The organism is Ruegeria sp. CDSC085, from assembly GCF_059610465.1.
This window is the reverse complement of record NZ_JBXWNR010000023.1, coordinates 1-13,525: the sequence shown is the minus strand read 5'-3', so window position 1 is coordinate 13,525 and position 13,525 is coordinate 1. Positions and strand designations below refer to the sequence as shown.

General features: G+C 55.4%; 14 protein-coding genes and 1 pseudogene. 3 read left to right on the top strand and 12 right to left on the bottom strand.

Annotation, left to right across the window (positions count from 1 at the left end; all coding sequences use genetic code 11):
- Positions 1-10: 10 nt before the first annotated feature.
- Complete coding sequence (locus AC2FJB_RS20585; RefSeq protein ID WP_496721131.1) at positions 11-1,366, bottom strand: metal-dependent hydrolase family protein; 1,356 nt, start codon at positions 1,364-1,366, stop codon at positions 11-13.
- A gap of 180 nt (positions 1,367-1,546) precedes the next feature.
- Here AC2FJB_RS20585 and AC2FJB_RS20580 point away from each other — a divergent pair, with 180 nt between their 5' ends.
- Both AC2FJB_RS20580 and AC2FJB_RS20575 read left to right on the top strand, forming a co-directional pair.
- Complete coding sequence (locus AC2FJB_RS20580; protein ID WP_496818984.1) at positions 1,547-2,572, top strand: helix-turn-helix domain-containing protein; 1,026 nt, start codon at positions 1,547-1,549, stop codon at positions 2,570-2,572.
- The gene (locus AC2FJB_RS20575) at positions 2,521-2,940 is read left to right on the top strand and encodes a DoxX family protein (RefSeq protein ID WP_496721127.1); all 420 of its coding nucleotides are present in this window, start codon (positions 2,521-2,523) and stop codon (positions 2,938-2,940) included. Before AC2FJB_RS20580 ends, AC2FJB_RS20575 begins: the two co-directional genes overlap by 52 nt.
- Before the next feature lie 187 nt (positions 2,941-3,127).
- On the opposite strand, the gene AC2FJB_RS20570 is transcribed toward AC2FJB_RS20575, so the two are convergent.
- The 5 genes from AC2FJB_RS20570 to AC2FJB_RS20550 form a co-directional block, all read right to left on the bottom strand.
- Positions 3,128-3,766, bottom strand: a complete 639-nt coding sequence (locus AC2FJB_RS20570) for a class I SAM-dependent methyltransferase (protein ID WP_496721125.1) — start codon at positions 3,764-3,766, stop codon at positions 3,128-3,130.
- 37 nt (positions 3,767-3,803) lie between these two features.
- The gene (locus AC2FJB_RS20565; protein WP_142639124.1) at positions 3,804-4,022 is read right to left on the bottom strand and encodes a helix-turn-helix transcriptional regulator; all 219 of its coding nucleotides are present in this window, start codon (positions 4,020-4,022) and stop codon (positions 3,804-3,806) included.
- A gap of 3 nt (positions 4,023-4,025) precedes the next feature.
- Entirely contained in the window at positions 4,026-4,475 is a 450-nt protein-coding gene (locus AC2FJB_RS20560) for a hypothetical protein (protein WP_496721123.1), read from the bottom strand.
- Positions 4,476-4,622: 147 nt separating this feature from the next.
- Positions 4,623-6,527: a type IV secretory system conjugative DNA transfer family protein gene (locus AC2FJB_RS20555; protein WP_496721121.1), complete on the bottom strand. Its 1,905-nt coding sequence runs from the start codon at positions 6,525-6,527 to the stop codon at positions 4,623-4,625.
- Positions 6,520-6,729 (bottom strand): hypothetical protein, encoded by a 210-nt coding sequence (locus AC2FJB_RS20550; protein ID WP_496721119.1) that lies wholly within the window; start codon positions 6,727-6,729, stop codon positions 6,520-6,522. Before AC2FJB_RS20550 ends, AC2FJB_RS20555 begins: the two co-directional genes overlap by 8 nt.
- 17 nt (positions 6,730-6,746) lie before the next feature.
- Between AC2FJB_RS20550 and AC2FJB_RS20545 the strand changes: the two genes are divergently transcribed.
- Positions 6,747-7,427, top strand: coding sequence for an IS6 family transposase (locus AC2FJB_RS20545; protein ID WP_496686182.1), 681 nt, complete (start codon positions 6,747-6,749; stop codon positions 7,425-7,427).
- Between the two features lie 260 nt (positions 7,428-7,687).
- Here AC2FJB_RS20545 and AC2FJB_RS20540 read toward each other — a convergent pair whose 3' ends face one another.
- From AC2FJB_RS20540 to AC2FJB_RS20515, 6 genes and pseudogenes are all read right to left on the bottom strand, one after another.
- The gene (locus AC2FJB_RS20540; protein ID WP_496721117.1) at positions 7,688-8,773 is read right to left on the bottom strand and encodes a hypothetical protein; all 1,086 of its coding nucleotides are present in this window, start codon (positions 8,771-8,773) and stop codon (positions 7,688-7,690) included.
- Between the two features lie 27 nt (positions 8,774-8,800).
- Positions 8,801-9,034, bottom strand: a complete 234-nt coding sequence (locus AC2FJB_RS20535) for a hypothetical protein (RefSeq protein ID WP_496686172.1) — start codon at positions 9,032-9,034, stop codon at positions 8,801-8,803.
- The gene (locus AC2FJB_RS20530) at positions 9,031-9,321 is read right to left on the bottom strand and encodes a hypothetical protein (protein WP_170342835.1); all 291 of its coding nucleotides are present in this window, start codon (positions 9,319-9,321) and stop codon (positions 9,031-9,033) included. Before AC2FJB_RS20530 ends, AC2FJB_RS20535 begins: the two co-directional genes overlap by 4 nt.
- Positions 9,322-9,450: 129 nt before the next feature.
- On the bottom strand, positions 9,451-11,838 hold the full coding sequence (locus AC2FJB_RS20525) for a zinc-dependent metalloprotease (protein WP_496686175.1): 2,388 nt from the start codon (positions 11,836-11,838) through the stop codon (positions 9,451-9,453).
- 526 nt (positions 11,839-12,364) lie between these two features.
- The gene (locus AC2FJB_RS20520; RefSeq protein WP_299902214.1) at positions 12,365-12,718 is read right to left on the bottom strand and encodes an alpha/beta fold hydrolase; all 354 of its coding nucleotides are present in this window, start codon (positions 12,716-12,718) and stop codon (positions 12,365-12,367) included.
- Between the two features lie 14 nt (positions 12,719-12,732).
- A pseudogene (locus AC2FJB_RS20515) lies at positions 12,733-13,349 on the bottom strand (IS3 family transposase); the annotation flags it as partial.
- Between the last annotated feature and the right edge of the window lie 176 nt (positions 13,350-13,525).

The following is a 13,525-nucleotide window of genomic DNA, read 5'->3' as shown; positions in this document are numbered from 1 at the left end:
CACGCGACACTCAGTCGAGTGTGTTCTTGTAGATCACGCCATCCTTCATGATCAGATCGATGTTATTTGTGTAGTCGACCAGTAGTCCGGCATCTTCCACCGGATTGCCTTCAACCAGAAGTAAGTCTGCATAAGCACCGGCTTCGATCACGCCCAGCGGTCCGTCCGTGTAAGGATTTCGAGGACCTGACATTGCCACCAGTTTCGCGGTGTTTGACGTGGCCTGGACCAGGATCTCATGCGACGTGAACCATTGCTTTCTGAGTTCAAATTCTTCGTTCTGCCGGGCCAACGCTTCGGGCGAGCCGAAGACGTCCGTTCCGAAGGTGATCGTCACGCCGCTTTCTTTTGCCAGACGCATTGACCTGTCGAGCCCTTCGACGACCGGGCGTGATTTTTCAACGGTTTCGGGCGGGAGCGACGCCACGCTCTCGGGAGTTGGCGTAAAGGCCACGGCCTGAGGGTTGTAGATCACACCCGCGTCCCGCATCGCGATCATGGTGTCCAGTTCCGAGATCAACGTCCCATGGTCGATACTGCGAACGCCGGCCTCCACAGCGCGCAGAACGGAGCGGTCCGTATAGGCGTGCGCCAAGACGTAGGTGTTCCAGTCCTCGGCCGCATCGACGGCGGCTCTGATTTCATCGAAGGTGAATTGCGCCGTGTCCAGAGGATCAAAGGCGGAGGCGACCCCGCCACCTACGCTGATCTTGATCTGCGTCGCCCCCCGGCGCAACGTTTCTCGGGTGTATGCGAGAACTTCGCTCCGGCCGTCTGCCATGAAACCAAACTCACTTTCAAAGGCATTGCGGCTGCTTCTGTCACGCGTATGGCTTTCGTTGAACGAGCGGAAATCCGTGTGGCCGGAAGTCTGACTGATGAAGTGACCGCTGGGATAGACCCGCGGACCCGGCAGAATACCCTCGTCAATTGCTCTGGCGATGCCGTAGGCTGGGCCCCCTGTATCTCGCAGCGTGGTGAAACCGCGCAGGAGCATTTTCTCCGCCTCGCGGCCCACGACAGCACTGAGATATCCCCAGTGCCAGCCGTTCACCGCCTGATTGGGGGCCGCTGGCATCATGATATGGTTGTGGCCATCGATCAGTCCGGGCATCAGCGTGCGCGCACCGCCGTCGATGATTTGCGCATTGGCGACGGCAAGCGGCTTAGTCGAGACCTCGGCGATCAGGTTATCAACGACCAGAACATTTGCGTTCTCGATCCGCGCCTCGTTCACCCCGTCAAAGACATGAACATTTGTGAAAAGGATCGGGAAACTTTCTTCCTGTGAAGCGGCATGAGTTGGAAACAGATGGCTCGCAGCCAGTACTGCGGGCACAAGTATGCGCATCAGGCATCCGTTCATTAGGGCTCCTATCTTCAAGAATCGCAAAAGGCGCAATTAGGAGTCATTATAGAATTCGAATAACTTAATGCCTGACAGATTACCGGTTCGAGAAAAATAGTTTTGGGAAGCTGCAAGATTTCATAATTTTATTGTGGGAATTTCCTGCACTCGGGAATATTGCGAATTTCTGGAGAAGAGATGACAAGAAGACTTGGTAATAACACGGATCAGTCGCTGCCTCTCGTCAGGGCTTCAGTTGCGGGTCCGGTTGTCGCAGCGCTTCGCAGCGTGGGGGTCGAACCCGCGTTTGTTCTTGATCCTCTGGGGTTGAACGAAGCGCAGGTAATGGACCCGAAGAATTTCCTGCGCCACGATACCGTCTACCAGATCTATCAGGCCGTGGCAGAAGCCACTTCACCGGATTTTTGCGCACGGGTCGGGCAATCCGTTGACCTTGTCAAATTTCTCCCGCTCGGCGATATGCTGGCAGAAGCCCTAACATTGGGAGACTTTTTTACCAGATTCACACAAGCGGTTTCCAAGGAATCCAATGCCGTTACGCAATCCCTCTTTGTCGAAGGAGAGCACGCGTATTTCAGTGCCAAAAGGAACTTCCAGATTTCGGTTTCTCCAAGCCAAATCGATGCGTTTCTGACGAGCATATGGATATCCCTGTTGCACCGTGCCCTGGATTTCAGGTGGGATCCCAACCAGGTCATTCTTCGCGTCAGTGACCCGGATGCGCTGCCCGGTCAGTTTCACGGCGTTCGGGCAATCAAGTGCAATCCTCAAGGTTTTTCGATCAGGTTTCCCTCCAACTGGTTAAGTTACAGATTACGACCAGAGGCACTGGAAAACCCCCCAGACTACAGGGTTATGGATGAGGATCTGGCCGCCCCGCAGGATTTCCTTGCGGGACTGGAAGGCCTGATCAGGGTCCATCTTGCCGATTCAGGATTTGGTGTAGAAAAGCTTGCGGACCTTTGCGGCTTTCATCAGGAAACACTGAACAACCGGCTGGAACCTTACGGTCAAACGGCGTCCCAAGTGATCGCGCGCATCAAGCAGGAAGAAGCCGAACGCCTGCTGGCAAATGACAATAAATCCGTTGGTGAGACAGCGCAAAGGCTCGGCTATGCCGACCCAACAGCTTTCTCCAGAGCTTTCCGTAAATGGACGGGCCTATCTCCAGCAGCCTACAAGAAATCAAACCGGAAGGATTAGCAGTGCTCCTGAACATCGTCATCGGTCTTCTATCTGCATTTTTTCTCTTTGCTTCATCCATCAAGATTTTTGGGTGGCAAAAGAAGGTCTTTGAGATCCAGTTGGGCATGTTCGAAAGCTACGGCCTCAACAGGCAGATCATGTTCCTCGTCGGATGCGGGGAACTTTTCGGGGCAATTGCCATCTGGTTTCAATCGTCGTGGATCGGGCCGTTAGGAGCAGTTGCGTTGCTCTGCACATCTGTTGGAGCGATATTCTGCCATCTAGTGTTCGATACTTGGAAGCAGGGTATACCGGCGACGATAACAGGGACACTGTCAGCCTTTGTGCTGAGGATCGAGTATACGAAGCTTCTGGACGTTCTTTGATTTTGCCCACCGACTGATCTGGGGTTTACTAAGTCAGCGATTGAACAGCCTTAGCTGGCTCCAGTTATCGGCTCTGCAAGGCCCGCTTTCTGCACAATGCTGTCCTTCGTGCCTGGTGCAGCATCAGTTGCTCTGGGCTCTCTCCAGCAGTTCTCGGCGGCGAGCATGAACGGCTGGGTCAGTGTTGTCAGAAGTCGAACGAGCAACCGCTGTTCCTTGCGATGATGAAAGCAGTCGAACCCGTTTCGGGGCGCCACTTTTGTTCAATTTCGAACCCATGAGCTTGCATACGCTCTACAAGGATTTCTTGCGTCAGGACGCGGATCTTGGGCAATAGGCCGATGGTCCCGAGAGCTGGTATGACGAACTTCTCGAGACCTTCCAGGCAGACTGCCGAGCTGAAGAACAGGCCACCTTCCTTCAAGGAACTGCGAACACGATCCAGTGTCGCGTCAAGATCCAGTACCAAGTGCAGGATCGACATAGCCAGTACGGCATCATAATGTTGACCCTTCGCCGGAATAGGCCAGCACTCGAACGCGCTGACTTCAAAGTTGATGTTCTTGCTGCCCTGCGCGTCGGCTTTTTCCCGGGCGATTGAGATCATTTCGGATGAATAGTCGATGGCGTCGATATGGGCGACTTTTGGGGCGTGAATGAGCGCCGTCGTACCTGTGCCACAACCAAATTCCAGGACACGATCTTGGGGGGACAGGTGTCTTGCAGTGATGTCCAGTTTGTATTCATACGCGGCTTGGTTTTGGACCGGACGGCGGGCATAGGATCTCGCCATCAGATTCCAGAACCGGGTGGGTTTGATGAACATATCTAATCCTTTGGTAGGGTGCAGCAGACGCGATGATTTAGCTGGCGTCTTGGATGTCGAAGACTTTTTCGAGGGGCTTGTCGAATACACGAGAAATCAAGATGGCCAGTTCGAGCGTTGGTGAATATTTGGCGTTTTCAATGGCAACGATGGTTTGTCGGGTGACTCCAACCTTTTCGGCGAGTTCCTTTTGCGTCATTTCATCAGCGTCAAAGCGTAGACGTCTAATGTTGTTGGTGATCCTGAGCTTGCCCATGGATCAATACCCCCGCCGATAGCTAGCAAATTTGACAATATCTGCTGACAGGGATCCGAAAGCCATTCCGAAATAGATGATGTTGAAGCCGGTGAGCGCTGATGCGTTGAGAGCCATCGCGACGACGGCTGAGACAAAACCCGCACCCGCGAAGATAATGGTGGCGTAGCTGCCACGGCGCTCGAACATCTTATCACGTTCATCAACGACGAAGCTGGGTTTGGGTTCGTGTGTAACAATCGCAAATCCAATGTTGAACAGTATGGTGCCGATGATGGTGGCAACGACGCCCAGGGGGATCAGCCAGATCACCATGCGGGCCCAGTTGTTCACAGCGTCTGGGCCATCAAACGATCCAGAGGCATTCATATCCAGAAGCCGTGAAACAACAAATGCACTAACGGCGAGGTTCACGAAGATCGAGACGACGGTATTGCGATCTTGGTAGGTCATTTCTGAAATCCCTTTTGGACAGGACACTTCTGGTGAGTCGATTATTGTTTACGCTTTGTATGAAATATTATACACAGTGTCAAAAATAATATACTTCACTATCGAAGCATGGTTGCAGCTCGTGCTCGATGATTGGCATCTACGCCTTCAACTGGAGTGCTGCGCGTTTGCGACTGGGCGCGACGGTTGCGCCGCCAACTTCTCCACCGCCAATTGTTTGGCTGACCTGCTCTTTCTTTTGGCTACCGTGCGCTGCGCATCAAATGCCGCCTGAAGTTCCTGATCTTTTTCCGAAACCTCTTTCACCGGGGCAGGGGCCGGTTTCGCATCAGCCAGCGCCTTTGCCGTGTCCCTGGCTTGCTCTACGGCCAGATCGAGGTGTGTGCCTTTGATCTTCGGAGTTTTGCCACCCAAGAACTGCATGAAATAAGGATCTTCGAAATATCGAATCTTGTTTGCAATCACGGGCATCTTGCCTTCGCGGATCAGCACAACCTCGTTTTCCGGCAATCGGCCAACGTGTTCTGGCCGGAGCAGCCGAATGCCTTCTTCACGCTCTGATATGCTGCCCATTTCCATTTTACCCAGCGCCCGTGACTTTGATTTGCTCATGACCGTTTTGTCCCCGATGGACCTGGACACATGTTCACGCACCTCAGAGTCCTCTGAGGCGGCAAACATCTGGGTTCCAGCGTTTGCCAGCATCGCCCGTACACCTTCATGCCCATAGATGTCCTGCAGGCGTGACAGCGTTTGAGAAATCACCACGAGCCTGCCGCCGAACGATCGCATGGTGTCATAGGCTTCGACCACACGCTCCAGATGGCCGAGGCGTTGGAACTCATCGAGCAGGATCAAAACCTTGAACGGTTCATCGTCGCCCGGCTCAACGGTTTCGATGGTGTTCACCAGATCGAGGAAAAACAGACGAATGAGTGTCCGGAACTCTTTGACCTTCTTCCCCGGTACAGAAAAATAGATCGAGGTGGGGCGCCGACGCAGATCCTCGTAGTTGATGTCATTGCCCTGTGTAGCTCTTGCCACAGACGGGTTGCGCCAGAGCTGAAGGCCGGAGTTCAGCATAACCGAAATCGTTGACCGGAGGATTTTGGATTCTTCGGCAGCAAGATTCAGGAACTCATCTGCTGCCCGGGCATAGCCTACTTCTTCGGCCATCTTTTCATAATCCTTTTGCTTGGTCGTTTTGACCAGGCGCAGGATCTCGGAAATGTACGGACGGTTCCGCTTGATCGCCAACATCGCCATTGCGCAGAACATGCCTTCGACGCCGCCCAAAAAGCCCTGAGCGGACGAGCTGAGCGTGTCGAACATCTGAGTTGCGACCTGAATCACTTCTTCCCAACGACGGTCCAGATTGTCTGCGCGAGCTGCGCGCCGCAGAGGGTTATAGCTGTGGCTTTTCTCCGGATTCTCAGGGTCGAACACAAAGACCTCATCGCCCATTGTCGCCCGCCGTGCGCCGGTCGCTTGGAATATCTCACCCTTGATGTCCAGGACAACGCAGGAGCCGTTGAAACGCAGAATGTTGGGGATCACAAAGCCGCTTGTTTTACCCGAGCCAGACGGAGCAATGAACATCGCATGTGGTTTCTGTACGCCTGGACCGGGCTTATAGAAAATCGCGTTTTTCTCTTTTGGTGGCCCGAACTTGGCAAAGACGATTTCACTGTCCAGCTTAGATTTCAGTTTCAGAGGTGCCGCGTATCCTTCTGTGACGAGCTGAGGCGCTTTCGCAAAAACCGCATCCCCGTATTTGGTCGACGGGCCGCGCAGAGCGGCGGCCACAAACGCAAATGTCAGAACGCAGACCGCCACAACAGCCACAAGCCCGATGACCTGTTGTTCTTCTGCAGGCCGTGCCATGAACTTTTCCGGGATCGCCCAGATGTCCAGCCCCCGGAAGCCTTTCGTGTTGAGGTATTCGATAACCAGACCGACTACCAACACCGCACAGGCCGAAGTAGCGATAAAGCCCATTGTGCCCGCTATCGCTACCTTCTTGCCTATTGGGAGATCCTGAAACTCAGCCATCCGTCAGCTCACGCTTGAAAAAGCACACGATGCCAAACTCGGCAGGCACGACGCCGACCATTTCCCAACCGTCTTGTCCGAGCTTCGCAAACTTCTCGCCTGCATTTTCCTCTACCCGCATCAAGACATTACGAGGTTCTGTTGCAAACTTTTGACCATTGGAGCTGGGCAGGTTAGGCGGTGGCTGGCCAACCGTATTCACCAGTTGAAAGCCAGCTCATGATCTTCTTCAAAGGCGCACAATATCCGAAGGATGTTATCCTCTTTGCGGTGTTCTTCTACGTTCGATACGGCGTCTCGTACCGTGATCTGGAAGAAATCATGGCCGAGCGTGGCGTTTCGGTTGACCACACCACGCTGAACCGTTGGGTGACACGATACTCCGGTGCCATTGCCGATGCAGCTCGCAGACGGAAGGGATTGTGTGACCGGTCCTGGCGAATGGATGAAACTTATATCAAGGTGAAAGGTTCGTGGGTTTATCTCTATCGAGCGGTCGACAAATACGGCAAAACGCTTGATTTCATGCTTTCCCCACGCCGAAACAAACCTGCTGCGACAAAGTTCTTCGCCAGGATGCTAGAGGTCAACGGCCTTCCCAGAAAGATCGTCATCGACAAAAGTGGCGCCAATACTGCTGGCGTAAAGGCGATCAACAAGATGCTCAAAGGCTTTGGTTGTCCGATTCCAATCGAGATGGTGAGGCGGAAATACTTGAACAATGTCGTTGAACAGGACCACCGTTTCATCAAGAGGCGCACGCGACCGATGCTGGGGTTCAAGGCCTTTGCTTCAGCATCGGCGACGCTAGCAGGCATCGAGGTTTCGCACATGATCCGCAAGGGGCAATTCACACCCGGACTCTGCCCATTTCAGCAGTTCGCTGAGCTCGCAGCCTGACTCCCGAGCAATTGCTGAAACTGCTCGGCGGGCTCAAAACTTTGCAACAGAACCACTGAGCTTTGCCGGCCTTCTCGCATTGTGACGGCTACGCAAGTGCAACATAACTCCGCGTGTAGCGAACGACGCAGTGCGGCCGTTAGTCAAAACTCAAAGCGGACGACCGCTAAGGGCACCTTGTTCGGCAAAATGTGCTGGTCACAGGTGGGTTTCATAAACCGTTTTTTGCGAGCTGCAGTTATTACTGGCGATTGAATCAATTAGCGCTCATGCAGTTGCTCACGCAGCGCAGCAACTGCCGACGGAAGATCGTCCTCGAAACCGGGAATGAACTCCTGCTGGATCGCAGCATTCAACGCGTCGTCGGCAGCTGCCTCGGCTGCGGTGGCCGATCCGGAAAGGGTCTCGAACTCCTCGAAGGCCTCAAGGACCAGAAGCGGCTCTCGCAGGATGCCCTGAACCGTCATGCTGATCGACATATGTTCGACCTGGTTGTTGTTCTCCGGCGGGCCAACGAATTCGGGTGCGAAGCCGGAAACGCCCCAGATCGATGAGTTGTCCAGTGCGATCCCGGTTTCGTATTGCCAGATCGTTCCGACATGGAACCGCGTGGTGAATCCGTGGTTGAACAGCTTGATATGTGTGAGTGGGTTGCGGCGCGAGGACCCCACAATCAATTGCTGCCAGAGGTAGAGCGCAGCCTGCTCCCTTCCGCGAATGTATTCCGAAGTCTCCAGCATGTGCTCCGGCGGAACTATCTCAATCAGTTTGATTGCTGCCTGGAACAGGTCAAGCGCCGTGTCGAGCGCCGTGTCATCAGTGCCGCCCCCTGACATCTCGGCCAGCTTGAAGGCGTGAAACCGGGTGTAGGCGCCGCCGAGCGCTTCAAGGTATGGTTCGCCCTCTACTGACGCAAGCGCGTCGACAACGCGATAAGAATCCCAACCATCTGCGCGCAACTGGTCGGTATCCACGTCCCAGAAGGTCGATGGAATCTGGCGGCCGAAATCACCGGTTCGAAGAGCGAGCGCCCTAAGCCCCTCGGCATATTCCATCAGTTGCTGGGATGTGACCACACCGTCATCGAGGCGGGCGAGATGACCGGAGATAGAAATGTCGCCCAGAAGTGGCTTTTCGCTCAGGCCCGCATCTCGCAACGCCTGTTCCACTTGAACTCGGGTCGCCTCGGCAACAGGCGCCGATCCTGTTTCGGCTTTGGAAACTGCGCTACCTTCCAGCCGTTGCTCCGGAAGCCCGAAGAACAGAAACCGAACCTGTGGAACGGCCAGAACGACGACGGCAAGCGCCAGACAGCACAAGGTCCCAGTCCATACCAACCATTTCATAACTCATCCGGCCCATGTACAACGCGATTATTTCGTGAGCGCATCGAAATCGGATGTATCCACATCGGAGACAGCTTCCTGTGCGATGGCATCGTAATCGGTCGCTTTGTTGGTTTCCTCAGCGACCTCGGCTGCAAGCGCAGCCGAGGCCCCGATGGTCGCGGCAGTCCGCACCTCGTCTTCACTGGCGTCGCAGGCGGCTAGCACACTCAGACAGATGACGATTGCCGGTGCCAGAGCTCGTCTATTTTGCGATGTCACTTGGTGTAATCCTCGAACCCTTCGACATTGCCGCCAATGACCGTGCAGTTACCTGCGGCTTGAATTGTCGGCTGGTCCCAGTTGACATTCCAGTTCACGACGATGGTGTCGCCGTTTTCCGAAGCGGGGAACACCGAAATCGCAGCATTGGGCAGATCTGCGAACTCGGGAACTTGCCACAGGTAGTCGTGACAGGTCTTGAGGGCGTTGGTTATCTGCCTGTCAAAGGCTTGGGCAGCATTGGCTGCAACCATCAATGTAAGGCACGCGCCGATAGTTTTTAGCATTGAAAATGTCCTTTCAGATTTCCATGTCAGCCAACTTAGACCCAAGCCTAGTGCGCCATCAGACTTCGTCAAACAGAATGGGTTCTTTTTGGCCTTCAATCCTTGCGCTGGACCGACGAGCCAGCACCGCTACTGCTCCTCTTCGCCTTGTTCGGAAAGACCCTTACCCAGCATAGCGTTCACACGGTCGAGTTCCGCGCTCGCTATCTCCCCGATGGAGGTTCCCTTCAGTCCGCCAACTGCGACCATGGCAACCTCCAACGGGTACTCGGCATCGACCAGTGCGACAAGATCCTCGGCATTGCCATCCTCGGTGGTTAGGTCGGTCAGGATGTCGATATAGGCTATTATTGCACCGTTCTGCGCTGGCGAAACCAGTTCCTTTGACGGCAGATCGCTCAATAGTGTTTCGGTGACCAGCGAGACGTATTCCTGCAGCGACATGGCTGTGTCGCCCAGGAGACGACGTTGCATGTAAACCATCCTGACGCTCTTCCGGTTCAGGACTTCGTCCATGATCTGCGCCGCTGCGTTTTCGACCGAAATCAACCCTCCGACGGGCCGAAAACGTCCGAGCAAGTCCGGGTCTGCAAAAGCACTGAGGCCATGGATGGCTTCACCGGTAAGAAACTCTACGGCTCTCCTCTGCTCTTCAGGGTCTACATAGGCGAACGGTCGGTCGTCGCCGGAGGTCTGTGTGACACCGCCGATCAGCTTGCCGACGCTTCCAGCGATACCGACATAGCGATTGAGCGCGTCTCCGTAGGTCTCCTCTAGCATGGCTTGTGGATTGCGCGCGTCCTCTACTGCCAGGGGCAACGCCGCAAGGCTCGCGTGCAGCGCGGCGATCCCCGCACGCGTTGCCAAGATCCTGTCTGCCCCAATGTTCTCAGTCTGAACACGGTGATCGAACTGGGCAAGATACTCCTCGCCACGTTCGCCTGCTCCCCAAATGAGTTCCGGACGCTCCTCGGCTTCCGCCGCGATGGAATCAAGCTCCTCTGCGTCGACATCGGAGGAATACCCCCATCGGATGGCGTGCCGATCGTAGGAGCCAATGATAGGAATGAGTTGCGTGACGCCATCATCCGGCTCCGCCACGTAGTTGAACCGCCCATAGGCCATGATGGAGGACGTGCTGCCGTTCTCCGCAGTGAATAACGGGTCCCTGAGCTGTGCCGTCGACCAGGCCGTCGAGGCGCGGTGGTTGTGCCGCAACCCGAGCGTATGGCCCACCTCATGTGACACGACGTACCGCAGGATGCGCCCCTGCAATTCCTCCGGCAGCGGCAGTTTGGCCGCGGCGGGATCGGTCCGGTGCATCAGCAAATAGTAGTAGCGGCTGAAAAGGTTCAAGACGTCCGGCCAAACCAGAATATGGGCGGAGAGAATTTCGCCGGACCGGGGGTCGTGGATGTTTGGCCCCATCGCGTTCTGCACCGGCTGTGCAACCCAGCGGATGACACTGTGGCGAACATCTTCCGGGGACCAGCCCGGGACTTCATCCCGGCTTGGCGCGTCACGGGCTATGATTGCATTGGTAAAGCCCGCGGCCTCGAAGGCGGTCTTCCAGTCCTCAACCGCCTGGCGAATGTAGGGACGCCAACGATCAGGGATTTCACGGGATAGATAGAAAACGATCGGTTCAACCGGGTCCGACGGGCGTGGTGCATCCGGGTCGGCGTGTTCCAGGCGGAAGCGAAGGGCGGCACGGTCGCGTGATTGCACGTCGCCGAACGCGCTTTCAAAAACCAGATATTCGGTGAAGAAAAACCCAACCCGGTCGTCATAGGGGCGACGCTCCATCGGGGTTTCTGGCAACACGGCAATCGAATGCGCCGTTTCCAACGAAATCGGCTGTGCCAGCCCGACCTGATCGGTCGCTTCGAAGGTCAGTTGTGAGCGGACAAAGAGGTTGTCGGGATAAACTGATGCTTCAGCAACGTAGGATCGGTCGGGGTCGTTTGACCCGGGAGCGAGGCCGGTAGATGCCAATTGGGCGGCGACCGAATAACCGGCGATATCGCCCCCAAACACCTCCTGCAAATCCACAAGTACGGCGCCAGTGTCGCTTTCCGCGAGGATCGGGAAATCGACGATGATGGGACCAAGGTTGGCGCGTTCCACAGCGAGGTTCACAGGGCGAAGCTTGTCACGCCCGCCAGTGTAATAGGGATCGCCCGAAACCTTTTCGAACGAGGTCCCTGAAAGGGACCGCACCATGATCCGATCGGGCCGCCGTTCCAACTGGATCAGGCGGGCCCCCAAGGCGTTTCCGCCGAATGCCACTGCGTCGGTGGGATATCTGGAAACTTCGGCGTACCAGATGAGGCTGCGTTCGAACATGTCGCGCGGTATCGCAAGCAACAGATCGCCGTCTTTTTGGTAGAGGTCGAAGACTCCAGATCGAACCTCGGCACCGGCTATACGCTCCTGAAAGCTCGCCGATTGCGCCCTGGCATTGGCGGGCATCAGCGGGACAGCAAAGGCAATGCAAAGTGCGAATGCCAAGCGCATCATGGGTCTCCTCGTCGACGATTTTTCAAGCGCGCTCACGATTCCAGAGATCGGACGTTCCAGTCTGGTAGTTTTGCAAGTGTCCGACATTCGAAAATGCTAACACTGAAGTATAAGTTTGAGAACTCACAAAGCTGCCATAGGCCGTATCCGCGGCCAAGCTCCGGAAACCGCCCACCTGAACCGCTTCTGCTTCCATGCCCGCAGGGACTTTGCGCTAGCGGCGAAAGTCCGCACGATCGGCATGGCCGCCGCTGGTGCGGCACGCAGCATCGGGGAAGTATGGGCTCCCCTTCATCTTTCGCGGCGCGTTGCCCGAACGCTGGCTGCCGAAGCGCGAATGTCGGCGCATCAAACAAACACAGATAAGTATCAGAGGTATAGTCCGCAAAGCCAACGGCGGGTTTCAAACTGCCCTCACCTTCGATCACGCAGCACCGACATCGGACGGCAGTGAGCCCGAAACTGACGCTGGATAATTCGGTGCTGCCATGCTGCTCCTAATCTTGACAGCCACGCGAGCAATTCAACTGTGAGCGAACAAAAATGCAGTTACGTCGCGTTCAAGACGTGGCCACTCCGGGTCATTCCGGGTCATCAGATGATTGTTGCTTTCATATGTAATGAGACGCGCATTCGGCAGGCCTTTGGCGAATATCTGCCCCTGTTCGACAGGTTGCATTCGATCTCCCGTCGAATGGCACAGGAGGCATGGAACCTCGACGGAAGGCAACAAATGTCGGATATCTATGTAATCAATGACATCGCGATACCGGCCCATGTTTTTCGGTGAAATCATCTCGCGCATATCACGAGCGGTTTGACGCCGTTCTTCGTCGCTTGCACCCGGTGTGATGATCTGAGCCATCAGATCACGCATCGATGGGTAGTCATCAGCCGAACACACGACCCATCGTTCAGCCAGAGCAGTCCTTTCTTCGGTTGTTTCACTGGCACTTTCAGCCCCTCTCGCCGCCAAAGCCGTTCAATCCGCCCATCGCTGACAGACCAGCCAGCCTCTCTCAGCAGTGCAGCGATCCTGCGATAGCCATATCGGCCATATTGACGGGTCAGCTCGATCATGTCGGCCACCAGCCGGTCTTCGTCTGCGCGACCTTGTGGGACGCGCCGTTGCGTGGACCGGTGTTGTCCAAGCACGCGGCAGGCGCGTCGCTCAGATACTTTGAGCTGGCTGCGGACATGATCGATGCAGGCACGACGACGAGCGGGGCTCAGAAGTTTCCCTTTGTGGCTTCCGTCAGGATCAGTTTGTCCAGCGTCAGATCTGAAACTGCGCGTCTCAGCCGCTCGTTCTCTTCCTGAAGCCGTTTCAGTTCCTTCAATTGATCAGCACCCATTTCACCGTACTTCTTCCGCCAGCGGTAATAGGTTTGCTCAACAACTCCGATCTGTCTGATCGCATCAAGACGGGACATGCCTTGACCCATCAGAACTTCAACCTGCCGTAACTTCGAGACAATCTCTTCAGGCTTCGGTCGCTTGTTTGCCATTCTTGGTCCTCCGTTTCCTAAACATAGGGGTGGACCAGTTCAGTTGGGGAGGCTCAGCTCAGGAGAACACACTCGCCCCTATGGATGCTCCCACTTACTTTTTTGTTTGAAAGTAGAAGCCTATCGCATGAGAGCGTAAAGAATTTTACGCGCGGAAAAAATATTGATTTATGAAA